Here is a 15,222-nt window from a genome sequence, read left to right as displayed (position 1 = left end):
AGGGAGACAGATATGAAAAAAAAGAATACGAAATTTATATTAGTTACTATGATACTAATAATTGCTATTTACGTTGGATGGCAGGCATATTCTTTGTTCCTTCAAAAAGACATTTCTAATCAGTATAAAAAAGCAGACATGTTTTATAATAAAGGTGATTTTGAAAAAGCAAAGACTATCTATGCTGATCTGTTAAATAAAAGTCAAAAGCATAAATTTGCATCCAAAGAAAAACAGGCAGAACTTGTTTATAGACTTGCTATATGCAACAAAGAAATGGGGAATTTAAAAAATGCTGAGACTCTTCTCGACAGAATTACAGACCAATTCAAAAATTCAGAATATATCGACGAAACATTACTTGAACTGGGTGAATTGGCACAGACAAAAGATGATCTTAAAAAAGCAGAGACCCTATATGACAGGATATTAAACGAATATCCTAATAGTAACATCTTTTTTAATGCTCTGTATGCCAAAGCTCGCGTTTATAAACTGCAAGGAAAACTCCTAAATGCTCTCTCTCTGTTCGAGAAGATTATGCTGAAATCAGATGACGACGAATTAAAAAATACAGCGCGCAGAGAGATTGAAGACATAAACGTAAGACTTATCTTCTCCCCTATCCCTACAAAAGACAGTGTGATTTACAAAGTAGAAGCTGGAGATAGCATCAGCTCAATTGCTAAACAATTTAATACTACTGTTGATTTGATTATGAAAAGCAATAAGTTGAAAGATACTGTAATAAGACCTGAGAAGAGATTAAAAATAACTCCCGGATCCGGCTTTTCTATTGAGGTATACACAAAGTCTAATAAGCTTATCCTAAAAAATAATGGGAAAATTTTAAAAACCTATACAGTAGCTACTGGAGCTCATGACGGCACACCTCTGGGGAATTTTAAAATAGTAAATAAATTAAAAAATCCTACTTGGTATACCGCAGGAGCCATTGTTTCAGCAGATAGCCCTAAAAATGTACTTGGCAACCGCTGGATGGGAATAACAGAAAAAGGCTATGGGATACATGGAACAATAGAGCCTGACAGCATCGGAAAACAATCTACAGAAGGATGCATAAGAATGTATAATAAGGACGTAGAAGAGTTGTTTGACCTTGTGCCCGTTGAAACACCTGTAACTATAATTAAGACACAGGGAGACAAAAAGTGACGACAAATGGTCTTGAATTTGAGAAGCCTATCATAGAGCTGGAGAAAAGGATAGAAGAGTTGAAAGCCTTTGCTTCTACAGAAAATATAGATTTTTCTGATGAGATAAAAGTACTTGAGAAAAAGACACTTGAAACTAAAAAAAGAATATACCAGAATCTTACAGCATGGCAGAGAATGCAGATTGCCCGTCACCCTGACAGGCCGTATACTCTGGACTATATTAATGCCCTTATGAAAAATTTTATTGAGCTTCATGGCGATAGAGCATTTGCTGATGACCAGGCAATAATAGGAGGATTGGCTAGCTTTCAAGATAAAACGGTTATGGTGATTGGTCACCAGAAAGGCAGAAATACAAAAGAAAACCTTAACAGAAACTTCGGGATGCCTCATCCTGAGGGTTATAGAAAAATGTTAAGATTAATGAAAACAGCTGAAAAATTTTCCATTCCAATCATTTCTTTTATTGACACTCCAGGCGCCTATCCGGGCATTGGAGCAGAAGAAAGAGGACAGGCAGAGGCAATTGCGCACAACTTAAAAGAAATGGCCCATCTTCAAGTACCTACGATCGTTATAATTACTGGAGAAGGCGGCAGTGGAGGAGCACTAGCAATTGGATTAGGAAATAAAGTTTTTATGCTGGAGAATGCTGTCTACTTTGTGTGTACTCCTGAAGCATGCGGCGCAATCCTCTGGAAAGACAGAACTAAAGCTCCTGAAGCTGCAGAAGCGCTTTGCATAACAGCATCGGATTTGAAAAAGTTTAAAGTTATTGACGCAATAATACCTGAACCAATTGGCGGAGTGCATAGAAATCCAGCCGAAGTAACCGAGAATATTAAGAATACATTAAAAACCTGTTTAAGTGAACTAGCTAAACTTTCTCCTGAAGAAATTAGTAATCAAAGATACGAAAAATATAGAAAAATGGGCATGTTTTTAGAGAAGTAGTAGCCAACGCTTCCGCTTTGTAACCTTGGTAGCCCCAAGGGGAATTGAACCCCTGTTCCATGGCTGAGAACCACGTGTCCTGGTCCACTAGACGATGGGGCCGGAGTTGCCCCGCAAGGACTCGAACCTCGACTAGATGATCCAGAATCATCCGTCCTACCATTAGACGACGGGGCAAAATACTGAGACAATTATAAAAAAACATTGTATAAAGTCAAGATTTAACTCTTAACTCTCTACATCCCTCTTGCTAAGGTATATACAAGAATTTCCCTTGCTCCGGCTTGCAATAAGACTCTGGAGCATTCATTAACAGTTGCACCTGTTGTCATAACATCATCAACAAGTAAAATTCTTTTTCCATCTAGCTTTTGTTCATTCCTTACTGAAAACGCTCCTTTAATATTCTTAGTACGTTCTTTCAGAGAAAGACCTGTTTGTGAAGGAGTTGCTTTCGTTCTCTTTAAACTAGTTTTTGACAATGGTATATTGAACCTCTTACTAATTTTTTTCCCTATTAGTTCAGCCTGATTAAATCCTCTGGAATATTTTCGTATCCAATGGAGGGGTACAGGAACAATTAAATCGCAGCTAAGGAAATCAGGACTATTTGGCAATAAAAACACCTCAAACAACGTGTTTAAAAGATACGTCTTTTTCTTATATTTAAAAAAATGTATACACTCCCTTACTGAGCCATCGTATATTCCACTAGCGCGTGCTTTTGAGAAACAAAACTGCTTCTCTCTGCATATTCCACAAATACCATTTATAAAAGGCCTACCACATTTATTGCAAACCTTTCCAGTAATAGGTATTATGTTTTTCTTGCATGCGTCACAAAGATAGGTATCAGTCTGATATGAAAGCTGTTTTTTGCATATTGGGCAATAAATTGGGAAAATAAGATTAACAATAAATTTAACTGGTTTTTGTAACTGTTTTATAGAGAACTCCACCTTACATCTTATCCTTAACAGAAAAGCCTGCTGTCCAAGTGACAGCAGGCTTCTTACTGCTTTGCAAGAAACAACCTATTATATTTTGTCTAATTTCTCAACACGAAGTTTCTTTACAGTAGGCTTATTAATTTTATCCGGCATCCAATCAGGGGCATTAGCAGGTTTAGCAACCTTCTGTACTGAACCTTTAAATATATGCAGTCTCCATTTGCCATCTTTCTTCTGCCCATGTTCTCTGAGTTTGATCAGACCATCGCTATCTTTCAATCCTCTGGAAGCAGCCTTTAGAGCAGCCTGTCTTGCTCCTTTTCCTTTGAATGCATTCGCTTCCTTTTTGCCTATTCTCAACGAATAGAGCTTTGCTTCTGCTTTCTTTGCCATTGTATCACCTCCTTGTTTTTGCCATTTTCTATATTATAATTCAAATCTTCTGCAAAATGCAAATAAAAAATCGCAATGCTCAGATAACCTTGTAGTCGGGGCGAGTGGATTCGAACCACCGGCCTCCACGTCCCGAACGTGGCGCGCTACCAAGCTGCGCTACGCCCCGCTATTTACTGGTTATTTTTGATTACAAATTTAAGTATCAAAAATCCGGCTATTAAAAGAATAGTAAACAAAATTGTTAACAGATTAAAATATTTATTTATGAAATTTTTAACAGATTCTCCAAAAATCTTTATCAATCCGCCTACAATAAAAAATCTTAACCCTCTTCCTAACACTGATGATACAAGAAAAACAACAAAACTAATTTTGCAAACGCCTGCAGCAATTGTAAAAACCTTATACGGAATAGGTGTGAAACCTGAGACAAATACCGCCAAAAAGGCATTATCGTTATATAAATCTTTTACATAGCTAAAAGATTCAGGGGTAAATCCAGGAATATATTTAAAAAAGAAATTGCTTGTATACTCCCATATCTTCATACCTATAAAATATCCGCATATTCCGCCTAATACAGAACCGATTGTTGTTATGAGACTATACAGTAAGGCCCTTTTAGGCTTTGATACACAAAGAGCTATTAATAGAACATCCGGAGGCACAGGAAAACAAGAGGATTCTGTAAAAGCTAATGTAAATAATGCCGCGATTGAATACCTTGAATGAGCCCAGCTCAATACCCAGTTATATAATCTTCTAATAATATTTCTGCTCACTATTCCATCCATACTTACCTATCAAGGGGACAAACATACATCCACAGATATTTTGGGTTTTTATTTTTTTATTGATTTTTGAGGTAACAACAAGTTCTTGAGAAAAGGAATTACCTACAGGAATAACTATTCTACCACCCTCTGATAATTGATCTATAAGAACTTGCGAAACTTTAGGAGCTCCAGCTGTTACCATTATTCCATCATAGGGAGCATTCTCATGCCAACCAAGAGTTCCATCTCCCACCTTAAATTTTATGTTTTCATACCCTAAATGTTTAAGTGTTCTTTGCGCTCTTATGGATAATGGGCTAATTCTCTCTATTGTGTAAACAGAAGAACCTAATTCTGCAAGGATTGCTGTCTGATATCCTGAGCCTGTGCCCAGTTCTAAAATTTTCTCTTTGCCATTAAGTTTTAAACATTCGCTCATCAAAGCAACCATATACGGCTGGGATATAGTTTGAGATTCTCCTATAGAAAGCGGCTGATCAGTATATGCAGATGAGATGTTATCAGAAGGAACAAAGAGGTGCCTCGGCACTCTGCTCATAGCATCAAGAACACGCTTATCTTTGATTCCCCTATGTGCCAGCTGAATGTCTACCATATTAAGACGTTCGTCCGTATAATCTTTCATGATATCTTTAAAGCCACTATATCACTAAGTATATTCTCTATTATTGGGCTTAAGTCTATCTCAGGCTCTTTTAATGTTCCCTTTATAATGAAGCTCAGGTCAATATTCCCCTTTTTCTCATTTACATAATTAATGATATCTCCATAATCAAGTCCAATAAAAACCTGCCTATCTAAATCCTTGTCTTTTTTTGTACTTAAGAATAGGTTTTTGATTAATATACGTTGGGAAAAGTTAAGCTTGCCTTTTCTACATGTTCCAATTGATGAAATATCTGCGGTGCCTTTTTTAAAATAGATAGGAGTACCAGTATAGTACTGTCCCATATATGCTATATCTATATTGGAACATTTTGTTTCCAGAGAGAAATCTCCTTTTGAACTTCTGAAATCAACATTTCCCCTCAAATCCACCTTAATATGTTTCTTGTAACTGAAATCAATACTTGCGAAAAATTTTGTTGGCTGGCTAGAAAGATAAAGAATGTTCTTTATTGCTGAAGCCATATTTATTTTGATAAACACTTTATCAACATTAACGTTAAATTTCCTGCCACCAATATATTTATCAATAGATATATTATCAAAGACGATCATACTCTTTATTGTATTTACACGCGGCTTCTCTAGTTTTATATTGCAGTTAAAGCTATCTTTACATATGTTTTTAATTTTAGAGCACATCAGATTAGATGCTACTGTATTTAGTGCTGGTATGACTGCAAACAGTACAACTATAGCCCCAGCGAGAATTAAAACCCATGGTCGGATAAACTTGTTTTTTCTCATCTTACCTGAAAAATATGCTGGATAGTATAAGCCTTATGAATTTCAGAGTATCTTTTAGCGGCCTTATTTTGCTCCGGGCGTTTGGTAAGTATACTGTTTTTATGGGAATCTCTTTTATTCTAAATCCTTTTCTGCCCGCTTTTATCAATACTTCAGATTCTGTTTCAAAATTACTTGTTAATAGATTAATATTTTTCAATACCTCTGTTCTAATAAGCCTATAACCGGACTGAGTATCACTAATCCTGCAAGAAAGGAATAGTGAAGTAAAAAAGGATGTTATTCTATTTGTACACAATCGTACAAATGGCATATTTCTTGTGTCGCTCATCCTGTTGCCTACAACTATATCAGCGCTATTCTTCTTAAATTCCTCTATAAACTTTGGAAGTTCTGTATAATCGTGCTGTCTGTCCGCATCCATAGTTATTAAAGCGCTAAACCTTTTTCTTTCAATATAGGAAAAACCTGTTCTTAGAGCTGCTCCTTTACCTTGATTGCTTACATGCTTTATAACTATAGCTCCGCCATCCAGTGCTCTTTGAGAGGTGTCATCTGTTGACCCATCATCCACTACCATGACATCCTTAACTATTTTTTTAATATCCTTTATCAAATTGCAGATATGTTCTTCCTCATTGAAGCATGGCACCAAAACACAAATATTGCTTCTAGGTTTAATACTTAATATTTGTTTAATTTATTCTCCCTCCCACATGTGATGAAAAAGCAACCATTGTCCAGGATAAAAGCTTATGTATTCTTCTATAATCCCCGCAATTTGTAAAGCTGTTTTTTGTATGCTTTCATTTCTATTTTTCCCACTTTTTGCAAAAAAAGGCTTCTCGAAAATTAGTTTATACGTCTCATCTGATTGTCTGATAGCAAAAACAGGCAGTACAGCCGCTCCTGTCTCAACAGCCATCATTGCCGGCCCTTTTGGTACAATTGTCTCTTTATCAAAGAAATCCAGTTTAATTCCTTTTCTAAATATATCCCTATCTCCCAAAACAGCTATTGCCTCTCCTTTTCTTAATATACGGAGAGCCTTTCTAAACGCAGACCCCACAGGAATTATATTCATATTTTTTTGTTTTCTTTGTTTAATAAAAAACTGATTAACTCTCGGGTTATCGTGACTTAATACAATTGCATTTATAGGATAACCTTTAAGAGAAAGCGCTATCCCTCCTATTTCCCAGTTACCAAGATGTGCGCTCAGTGCGATTACTCCCCGCTTATAGCTAAAAGCTTCATCTATGTAATGCCTATTTTTTATTCTCACAATTTTATCAATGTTACTTGCATCTATTTTTGGAAAAAACAAAAAATCCGCCAGATATTTCCCAAAATTTAAATAGGTCAGCCATATTAATCTGCGAAACTCTTTCTTGGTTAACTTTCTCTTGACGACATGAGATAGGTTGTCTCTAACAGCACGCCTGCTTTGCCATGAAAAGTAGTAATATAATCTGCTGACTATCCTTGCCACACAATATACCCATTTTCTAGAAAGATGAATGGTAAGAAACTGAGCAATAAGATAACATAAATAACGAATCATTTTGCATTTTTATCATATTTAACATCCGTCTACAAGTTCAAACATACTCGAAGCTTTGTAATTAGATTACAAGAAGCATTTCACGTAATAGTTTTGCAGCAAGAAAAGAAGATATATTTGACGGGTCACAATGTGGGGAAAGTTCAACCAAATCAAGTCCAACTATATGCAGCTTTTTTGCGTATTCCAAGAATGTCATAACAGTGTTAAAACAAATACCTCCTGCTTCTGGATTGCCCACTCCCGGAACAAAGGATGGATCAAAAACATCTATATCTAATGTTATATAAGTTGGTTTCTTCGCAACCGCCTTTATGAGCCTTTCAAAATCCTTTTTACTGAATTGGTAAATAATATTGTTCTTTTTACAAAGAGATAACTCTTCCTTCAATCCTGACCTGATACCAAATTGATATATATTTTGAAAACCAATAAGCTCAGATATTCTTCTCATGACTGTAGCATGAGATAACCTTTCCCCCATATATTGATCTCTCAAATCAGCATGTGCATCAAGCTGTACTACATTTAGGTTTTTGTATTTTTTATAACATTCTTCTATTGTCGCCACAGAAATTAAATGTTCCCCGCCAATTGCTACAGGAACTTTCCCGTCTCGCAAAATATCCTTAACTAGTTTTTTTACTTGATTAAGAGCACGTATTTTCTCTCCAAATGGAAGTTCCAGATCCCCAATATCAGCAATTTTTAAATCTTCCGTATCTTTTAACTGTAAGGGACTATAAGTTTCTATGCTTCTGGATGCTTCCCTTATAGCGTCTGGAGCAAATCTCGAACCGCTGCGATATGAGGATGTTCCATCAAAAGGAGCGCCAAAAATTACTATGTCTGCTTCTTCATATTTTTTATTAGCGCAGATGTATTGGTTAGTGCTTAACTGCATAATTTTTGCACAAAGTTTGGCAGGGCAAAACTGGCCTTGTGAATTCCAGAGTTGTAATACTTTAGTTGAGTCTGAATATCTCCTGCCCTTTTCTGATTAAAATCCTCTATTGGATCATACTTCTTGGAACCAAAAGAAAAACTCCAGTATCCGCTCGGATAGGTAGGAATAAAAGCAGTATACATTTTGGCTATCGGGAAAACAGCTTTAATGTTTTTAAATATATTCGCAACTAAATTGCCGCTAATAAATGGTGATTCAGTTTGAGCAACCATAATACCACCCTCTTTCAAACTATCAAAAACTGATTCGTAAAATTCTTTTCTGACTAAGCCCTCTCCCGGACCAATTGGGTCGGTTGAATCTATAATTACAATGTCATACTCATTTCTATGCTTCTTAATATACTCTATCCCATCTTTAACAATAATATCAACTTTTGGATCTTTAAGCTTGCTGCTGACATTTGGAAAAAACTCCATGCTTTTTTCTATCACCATCTTATCTATTTCAACCAAATCTACTTTTTTAACTTCAGAGTGCCTCAGGATTTCTCTGATAGTTCCACCATCTCCTCCTCCGATAACTAGAATATTTGACGGATTTGGGTGAACACATATTGGAGTATGAGTAATCATTTCATGATAAACAAATTCATCACGTTCAGTAATCATAACAAGCCCGTCCAAAAGAAGCATGCGACCAAATTCAAACGTATCTAGAACATCAATCACTTGATATTCACTTTTGCCATGAAATAAAGCTGTTTTTATTTTCAGCTTAATCCCTAAATTTTTTGTGTGTTTCTCAGTAAACCATAGTTCCATCTATATCTCTCCATCATACCATAAGACAACTGCAGCAAACGCAGTACCTATGTTTTTTACTTTATGCTCCATGCTTTTAGAAGTAATCTTCTTTATTTTTTCTCCTCTGGAAGCCATTCCCTCTTCGGACATTCTTTTTACAATATTCTCAATATCTTCCTTATGACCCCTGGCTGAATATTCCATTATTAAGCCGGATTTAGAATCATCCTCCGGTATTGCCACGGCAACTGCTGAAGAAATAATCTCCCCCGGAATATCAGAACTAATAGATGCATACGCTACTGGCACTAACGCTCCAAGAGGAAGATTAATAGGTTTTATTTTTTTACAAGCAGGAGGAACTATGCTGCTCATTCTAACAAGATTTGTATTTCCTATTCCGGAATTAAGCAATGCCATGTCAAAAGCATTTAAAGGAGTCTTCCCCTCTCCTTCTCCTGAAACAAGAAAAAAACAGGTTGGAGTTTTAATAATCATTTATACTGCCCCTCTTTTATCCCCTGCCCTCTTTTCATCTCAAATACCGTAGAACGTTTAGATTTTAGCTTCTTCTTCAAGAAGTCATATGCTTTCCACGGGGCTACTGTGTTGCCGCATGTAAAAACATCCACTGATGCAAAACAATGTTCAGGCCATGTATGAATTGCAAGATGAGACTCAGCTATCACTACTACACCGCTCACGCCGTGGGGATTAAAAAGATGAAATACACTTTTAATTACTGTCGCGCCGCAAACATTAGCCGCTTCATTCATAATTTTCTCTATCATATATGGATCGTTTAAAAGAGTCTTGTCGCAATCATATAGTTCCCCTAAAATATGTTTGCTTAAAGCATCCATCTCATACCTCCTTTCTAAAAAGTTGGCGGGGATGAAACCCAGAGAAGCCTTGCTCTCTTTTTCCCGACATTTTCTATATAATGACTTGCCTCTGACCGGAAATAAAAACACTGCCCGCTAAATATTTTCATAACTTTCTTATCCAGATGAAGAGCAATTTTACCTGTCACAACAAAACCAAACTCCTCACCTTCATGAATTTTATCTTTTGAGGTTGTTTGCCCGACATCCAAATCCACTAACAAAACATCCATATTTCTGTTTTGAGCCCCTGGAACCAGGACTTCAACTTTCGGAACCCCTTCCCCTTCTGAGATGGCAACTCTATCACTCTTATTGTATATGATTTTATTTCTTTCTAACTTACTGAAAAAAGAGGATAAATCTTCATCTAACACCTCTAATACTTGAGTTAAGGTTGCAATGCTTGGGGATGTTAAATCTCTTTCCAGTTGTGAAAGAAATCCTTTTGTAAGATTTGACCTGGAAGCAAGCTCCTGCAAAGTCAGTCCGCTTTCTACACGTAATCTTTTTATCTTTTGTCCAATCTTTATATCCATAGAAGTTTCCTAATATAAACTTTCTATGGAAGTATATAAAACACAAAAAATCCTGTCAACAAAAAAATTCTTTATGCTTTGGAAATGGTAAGATACATCATTACCCACTAGATTGAGGAGACAAGGCTGACTCAATAATAATATTCTCAGCCAGCCGCAGTTCCAGCAGGGCTTGGAGGAAGGACAGCGTCGACTCTGCGCCCTGATTCTCGTTCACGCGGTCGGGATGCAGGCCGTCCCGACAACCGCCTGTCGTCGGATCGTAAAGGGGCAGATTAAGATCATTGCGCCCAAGGAACCATTCAAAGGCGCGGCGGGCTTCCTTGCGCCAGCGTTCATCGAGCGTGATTCGGTAGGCTTCGAGACAGGCGGAGACCATCGCCTGCGCCTCCACCGGCTGTTGATCGAACCGGGCCCGTTCACCACCTTGCGGATAAAAACCATTGGATCCAATAGGAACAAAATGCCCTGCGTCTGCGCGTTGCAAGTCGGCCAGCCAATTCAGCGACTCCAATCCGGTTTCGGTCATGGCGGCATTGGACATCGCTTGGCCACACAGGAGCAAGGCGTGCGGCAACGCGGCATTGCAATAGGTCAGCCGGTCTTCATACCAGCACCATTCATCTGAGTGGTGGTTTTTATACAACGTCAGCATCCGCGTGGACAATTCCTCGCGGACCTGGCCAGCCTGGCGGTCACCGGCAAACCGCTGTAGGTATTCTTGTATGCCAATGATCGCGAAAGCCCAAGCGCGCGGGCTAGGTGTGTTAAGAATAGCGGGTAAAGTCTGCTCGAACACCCAGCCCGCCATATTGTGTAAGGTTAGCATATTCGATCGACCCAACACGGTGCCTAACGCCCGCAATGTTCGGCCGTGGCTGTCGTCGGAACCGCTCTCTTCCAGCCAGTTGCGCTGGTAATCCATAAAGTTACGGAGGCGTCCGGTTTTCGTATTGAAGGCATACCATATAAAGGCCAGATAACGGGAGCCTAGTGCCAAGGCCTCTTCGTTGCCCATGTCTTCCATAAGGGCGCTTACCATCAGCGCGCGGGCGTTGTCATCGGTAGTGTAGCCCTCGTGATAGTTGGGCACCGTGAAAATGGCGTGTTGCATGATGCCGGTTTTGTCCGTCATATGATATAGGTGATCCAGTTTGAGAGGCGGCAATTCGCCCGGGCGTTTGTCCAGGGGTTTAACCGCAAAGTCGGGGTGAACAAAATGACGGCGTTCCGCGCGCGCACGTTCAAAACACTCCATATAACGGCTTGCTACCTGCGGCCAGATCATCTCTCGCCCAAACACATAGGCCCGTTTGCGCATGGCGTGGCGCTGGGACTCGTTGTCTAAAAGGTCAATCACCTGATCGGCCAGCGCTGCCGGATCCCGGAACGGCACCAGCACTCCCCGTCCTTCGGCCAGCATCTCTTCCGCATACCAATACGGTGTCGAAATCACCGCCTTGCCCGCTCCCAGGGTGTAGGCGAGTGTGCCGGAGGCGATTTGCGCTACATTGAGATAGGGCGTGATGTAAATATCTGCTGCGCTGATGAATTTAACAAGTTCTTCCAAACTTACAAAGCGGTTGTAAAAGATCACCCGACCTTCCATGCCTTTCTCCTGAGCCAACCGTTGCAGGGACAGCCGATATGTTTCGCCTTCATTCTGCACGACATGAGGGTGGGTCGCGCCAAGGACGATGTACACCACGTTCGGGTGTCGGGCTAAAATGGCGGGCAGGGCAGCTATGACATTTTCGATACCTTTACTCGCCGAAAGCAAACCAAAGCTGAGCAAGACGATTTTGCCCTCGACCCCAAACAGGTCTTTGTGAAAACTTGGGTCTACAAAGGGCACATCAGGGATGCCGTGCGGGATCAGATCAATCTTATCCGGCAGCACGCCATAGACCTCATGCAGGAATTCTGCGCCGCGCTTACTCATAACAACCAGCCGATCAGACAGGGCCGCGACTTCTTCCAACACCCGCTTCTGATCGGGGTCGGGGTCGCGCAGAATGGTGTGTAGTGTCGTGACGATAGGCATCCGCAATTCGCGCAAGAGCTCTAGGATGTGGCTGCCTGCGCGTCCGCCGAAAATGCCATACTCATGCTGCAGAGAGACGAGGTCTACGTTGTTGATATTCAGGAAGTCAGCAGCACGGCGATAGGAATCAATATCCTTCTCCGTGAGCTCAAACCGAACGCGGAGCGGATAGGCATAGCCGGCCTTGATATCATTGACCGGCAGGGCAATGCAGGCTGTTTGACTATATTGGGCGGCAATGGCCTCACACAAATCAGTGGTAAATGTGGCGATACCGCACTGACGCGGCAAGTAGTTGCCGATGAACGCAATGCGATTAAGTATTGAATTGTGACTCATTTATTTAATTTCTTCAAAAAAGGGAGTTTTCTTTTTTTCTACACACTCAGCAGCATAAAGATACATAGCAGCAGACCAACTTTGCCAATTCTGTCCCCGAGGTGTACCGTCTTGTGCGCGATGCCATTCGTTAAATCCGAACTCGGTTTTTGCTTCTCTTGTCTGTTTAACAAGTTTTGCCAAAGATAGTAATTTTCTTTTTGCCAGATTCAACATCCCCGCAGAAACTAAAGCTGCGATATAAAACCCACAAACAAAAGGCCAGATACCACCATTATGATATTCTCCCGGCTGATTGTATTTCTTATAACGTGGCAACCAATCAGGATCTTCTTCTTTGATATAAGGGAAAAAATTAGGGGGTAAATCAACAGCCAATTCTCCTCTATCCGTCATCGCTTTGCACTCAGTCTCTATCCAGCTAATGAGTTTTTTTGCTCTGGAAGGTTGCGCTATTCCGGATAAGATTGCAAGGCTGTTGCCTAGCAAATCAAAGCGTTCACTTCTATATATTTTATAGGACCATATTGCATAATAAGGTTTAGACCGCAGCACTAATCCTTCATGGACATGGCGGTTCTGCTTGTCATCTTTTACAGTAAAACGAGTCATATGCTTTTTAAGAATTCCAGCCCGTTCATTTAATCCAAACAATTTAAGATAAATATAAACAAGTGTGTTCACAAATAATCCATATCCTAAAACCCACTGCTCATCACGCCAGTCGCTGGTTGGTAATTGTGAAACCATAATGCGATTAGTAGGGCTGCGATATTCCATCCATGTAATAGACTTTCGAACAGCATCTTCAAGAAAATCCGGTTCATTCATAACCTTCCTCCACAGCCCCACACCAATTAAAAATAGAGGTGTGCAATCACTAGAGCCACGGTCTTCAGAATCGTGAACTAAAGAAGGAATATGGCCCAAAGGAGATTGGTTTTTCGCTAATGTTTCAAGAACACGCTTCATTGATTTAATCAACTTTTCATTTTTTGTCGCAAGAATCCCAAAGGAACTAATCAGCAAATCCCTTGTATACGGTTCAGGATAACCCCAGCCTGCAGCTCTCGGCAAACCACGATATGGACCATGGTTATTATGTAATAAAACTTCTAAAGCAGCATGCTTCGCTTTTTCCAAAAATTCTTTATCTTTCTTTTTCATACTACGAAATCCCCAAACGCTTTGATACTATTTGAACAAACTTTTTAGCTATAAGTCGATAATCAAAATTTTTAACGACCCTCTTTCTTCCCTCTTTACCCATTTTTTCTCTCAAGTCAGCGTCTTGCATTAAATCCATAAGATATTTAGCAATATCATTGACACTAGCTCTGTAATCTACCGTCCTTGGTCTTTTAAAAGTATGTATATGTCCATCCTCGTATCCGGATTCATCTCCAAGAATTGTTTCTCTAAGTTTAATTTCCTGAGCAACATCAGCTAAAAAAGCCGTTTTCCCATGAACCAAGGTATCCAACATTCCCATTGCTTTTATTCCTATAATCGGTTTCCCGCATGCATTTGCTTCTATTTGAATCATACCAAATCCTTCCAAACGAGATGGAGCGGCATAAATATCACAGGCAGATAATAAATAGGGCATAAAATTTCTGGAAACAGTGTTTGTGGTATAAACTACATTTTTATCTATCCCTAAATGGGTGGCTAATTGTAAATCGTCTAGATTCTGCCGATATGTACGCGGTTGCGGCCAAACCTTACAAACATATTTCCAATCAGGAGCCTTAGTGTCGTTTATCGCTAAAGCCTGCATAACTTCCTGTGCGCCTTTTGAGGCTGCATCACCGCCTATAGTTAACACCATTATTTGGTCGTCTGCTATACCTAAAGCTTCACGCACAGCGATAACCTTTGGCTCTTTCTTATCACGAGGAATAAAAGCATCCGTATCACAACCTACGGGCAAAACCTCAATGTTTTTACCATTAAGACCATCACGCATATACACTTTTTTAACCCAATTGGAAGTAACAAGCACTAAAGGCAAATTATCAAGTATCTCACTATAGTTCGCCATATAACCATCAGCGACCAGCCAAGGAACAGTTGTTAACCCGTATCTTTGGGGATGAAGGACTAAATGAGGTGTATGCCCCCAGTATCCAATGCCTACAACAATATCTGGTTCAAACCATCTGTAGTACCACTCTTTCTCTTGAGCAGACTCAAAGTTTACAGAATAAACATCAACCCCCATTTCCTCCAGCCCTCTATGCAGCAAATGTCCTTGTGTCGCAAGACCTGCCGGCGAGGGAGGGTAATCATATAAAAGCAATACTTTCATTGTTATAGTTTAGTTATAAAAAGTTGATCTTTTCAACTTTTTTTGCATTTTTACTTTATACGTAGAAACGCCACGACAATTCAAGCTCTCTGCCACCTCCTTTCCAGCTTGATTGATATTGATATATAGTATCATTTTTT

At 39.5% G+C, this 15,222-nt stretch carries 17 protein-coding genes and 3 tRNA genes; 2 read left to right on the top strand and 18 right to left on the bottom strand.

The window, feature by feature from the left end:
- Window positions 1-12 precede the first annotated feature (12 nt).
- Both Q7J67_09745 and Q7J67_09740 read left to right on the top strand, forming a co-directional pair.
- Entirely contained in the window at window positions 13-1,176 is a 1,164-nt protein-coding gene (locus Q7J67_09745) for a L,D-transpeptidase family protein (GenBank protein ID MDO9465560.1), read from the top strand.
- Window positions 1,173-2,132 carry an acetyl-CoA carboxylase carboxyltransferase subunit alpha gene (locus tag Q7J67_09740; GenBank protein MDO9465559.1) on the top strand — a complete coding sequence of 320 codons (960 nt, stop codon included), beginning with the start codon at window positions 1,173-1,175 and terminating at the stop codon, window positions 2,130-2,132. Before Q7J67_09745 ends, Q7J67_09740 begins: the two co-directional genes overlap by 4 nt.
- 26 nt (window positions 2,133-2,158) lie before the next feature.
- On the opposite strand, the gene Q7J67_09735 is transcribed toward Q7J67_09740, so the two are convergent.
- The 18 genes from Q7J67_09735 to Q7J67_09650 form a co-directional block, all read right to left on the bottom strand.
- Window positions 2,159-2,234, bottom strand: a tRNA-Glu gene (locus tag Q7J67_09735).
- Window positions 2,235-2,238: 4 nt separating this feature from the next.
- Window positions 2,239-2,309 (bottom strand) — tRNA-Gln (locus Q7J67_09730).
- A 59-nt stretch (window positions 2,310-2,368) separates the two neighbouring features.
- On the bottom strand, window positions 2,369-3,091 hold the full coding sequence (locus Q7J67_09725) for a ComF family protein (protein ID MDO9465558.1): 723 nt from the start codon (window positions 3,089-3,091) through the stop codon (window positions 2,369-2,371).
- 78 nt (window positions 3,092-3,169) lie between these two features.
- A complete protein-coding gene (locus Q7J67_09720) occupies window positions 3,170-3,475 on the bottom strand; it encodes a non-histone chromosomal MC1 family protein (GenBank protein MDO9465557.1) in 306 nt (101 codons plus the stop codon).
- A 95-nt stretch (window positions 3,476-3,570) separates the two neighbouring features.
- Window positions 3,571-3,644: transfer RNA gene (locus tag Q7J67_09715), tRNA-Pro, on the bottom strand.
- A 4-nt stretch (window positions 3,645-3,648) separates the two neighbouring features.
- The gene (locus tag Q7J67_09710; protein ID MDO9465556.1) at window positions 3,649-4,260 is read right to left on the bottom strand and encodes a YqaA family protein; all 612 of its coding nucleotides are present in this window, start codon (window positions 4,258-4,260) and stop codon (window positions 3,649-3,651) included.
- On the bottom strand, window positions 4,241-4,900 hold the full coding sequence (locus tag Q7J67_09705; protein ID MDO9465555.1) for a protein-L-isoaspartate(D-aspartate) O-methyltransferase: 660 nt from the start codon (window positions 4,898-4,900) through the stop codon (window positions 4,241-4,243). Before Q7J67_09705 ends, Q7J67_09710 begins: the two co-directional genes overlap by 20 nt.
- Entirely contained in the window at window positions 4,897-5,688 is a 792-nt protein-coding gene (locus Q7J67_09700; protein MDO9465554.1) for a hypothetical protein, read from the bottom strand. The genes Q7J67_09705 and Q7J67_09700 overlap by 4 nt, the downstream gene beginning before the upstream one ends.
- 1 nt (window position 5,689) lies before the next feature.
- A complete protein-coding gene (locus tag Q7J67_09695; GenBank protein ID MDO9465553.1) occupies window positions 5,690-6,340 on the bottom strand; it encodes a glycosyltransferase family 2 protein in 651 nt (216 codons plus the stop codon).
- Window positions 6,341-6,388: 48 nt separating this feature from the next.
- On the bottom strand, window positions 6,389-7,252 hold the full coding sequence (locus tag Q7J67_09690) for a lysophospholipid acyltransferase family protein (GenBank protein ID MDO9465552.1): 864 nt from the start codon (window positions 7,250-7,252) through the stop codon (window positions 6,389-6,391).
- Window positions 7,253-7,313: 61 nt separating this feature from the next.
- A complete protein-coding gene (gene speB / locus Q7J67_09685; protein MDO9465551.1) occupies window positions 7,314-8,156 on the bottom strand; it encodes an agmatinase in 843 nt (280 codons plus the stop codon).
- A complete protein-coding gene (gene speE / locus Q7J67_09680; GenBank protein MDO9465550.1) occupies window positions 8,147-8,983 on the bottom strand; it encodes a polyamine aminopropyltransferase in 837 nt (278 codons plus the stop codon). The genes speB and speE overlap by 10 nt, the downstream gene beginning before the upstream one ends.
- A complete protein-coding gene (locus Q7J67_09675) occupies window positions 8,984-9,463 on the bottom strand; it encodes an arginine decarboxylase, pyruvoyl-dependent (protein ID MDO9465549.1) in 480 nt (159 codons plus the stop codon).
- Window positions 9,460-9,828, bottom strand: a complete 369-nt coding sequence (gene speD, locus Q7J67_09670; protein ID MDO9465548.1) for an adenosylmethionine decarboxylase — start codon at window positions 9,826-9,828, stop codon at window positions 9,460-9,462. Before speD ends, Q7J67_09675 begins: the two co-directional genes overlap by 4 nt.
- A gap of 14 nt (window positions 9,829-9,842) precedes the next feature.
- Window positions 9,843-10,388 carry a cupin domain-containing protein gene (locus Q7J67_09665; protein MDO9465547.1) on the bottom strand — a complete coding sequence of 182 codons (546 nt, stop codon included), beginning with the start codon at window positions 10,386-10,388 and terminating at the stop codon, window positions 9,843-9,845.
- 100 nt (window positions 10,389-10,488) lie between these two features.
- A complete protein-coding gene (locus Q7J67_09660; protein ID MDO9465546.1) occupies window positions 10,489-12,771 on the bottom strand; it encodes a glycosyltransferase family 4 protein in 2,283 nt (760 codons plus the stop codon).
- A complete protein-coding gene (locus Q7J67_09655; GenBank protein MDO9465545.1) occupies window positions 12,772-13,938 on the bottom strand; it encodes a glycoside hydrolase 100 family protein in 1,167 nt (388 codons plus the stop codon).
- A 1-nt stretch (window position 13,939) separates the two neighbouring features.
- Window positions 13,940-15,082: a glycosyltransferase family 4 protein gene (locus tag Q7J67_09650; GenBank protein MDO9465544.1), complete on the bottom strand. Its 1,143-nt coding sequence runs from the start codon at window positions 15,080-15,082 to the stop codon at window positions 13,940-13,942.
- Window positions 15,083-15,222: the final 140 nt, after the last annotated feature.

The organism is bacterium, from assembly GCA_030652805.1.
Classification (GTDB): Bacteria; JAHJDO01; JAHJDO01; order JAHJDO01; family JAHJDO01; genus JAHJDO01.
The sequence above is the reverse complement of the archived record's forward strand: the minus strand, read 5'-3'. Positions and strand labels throughout refer to the sequence as shown.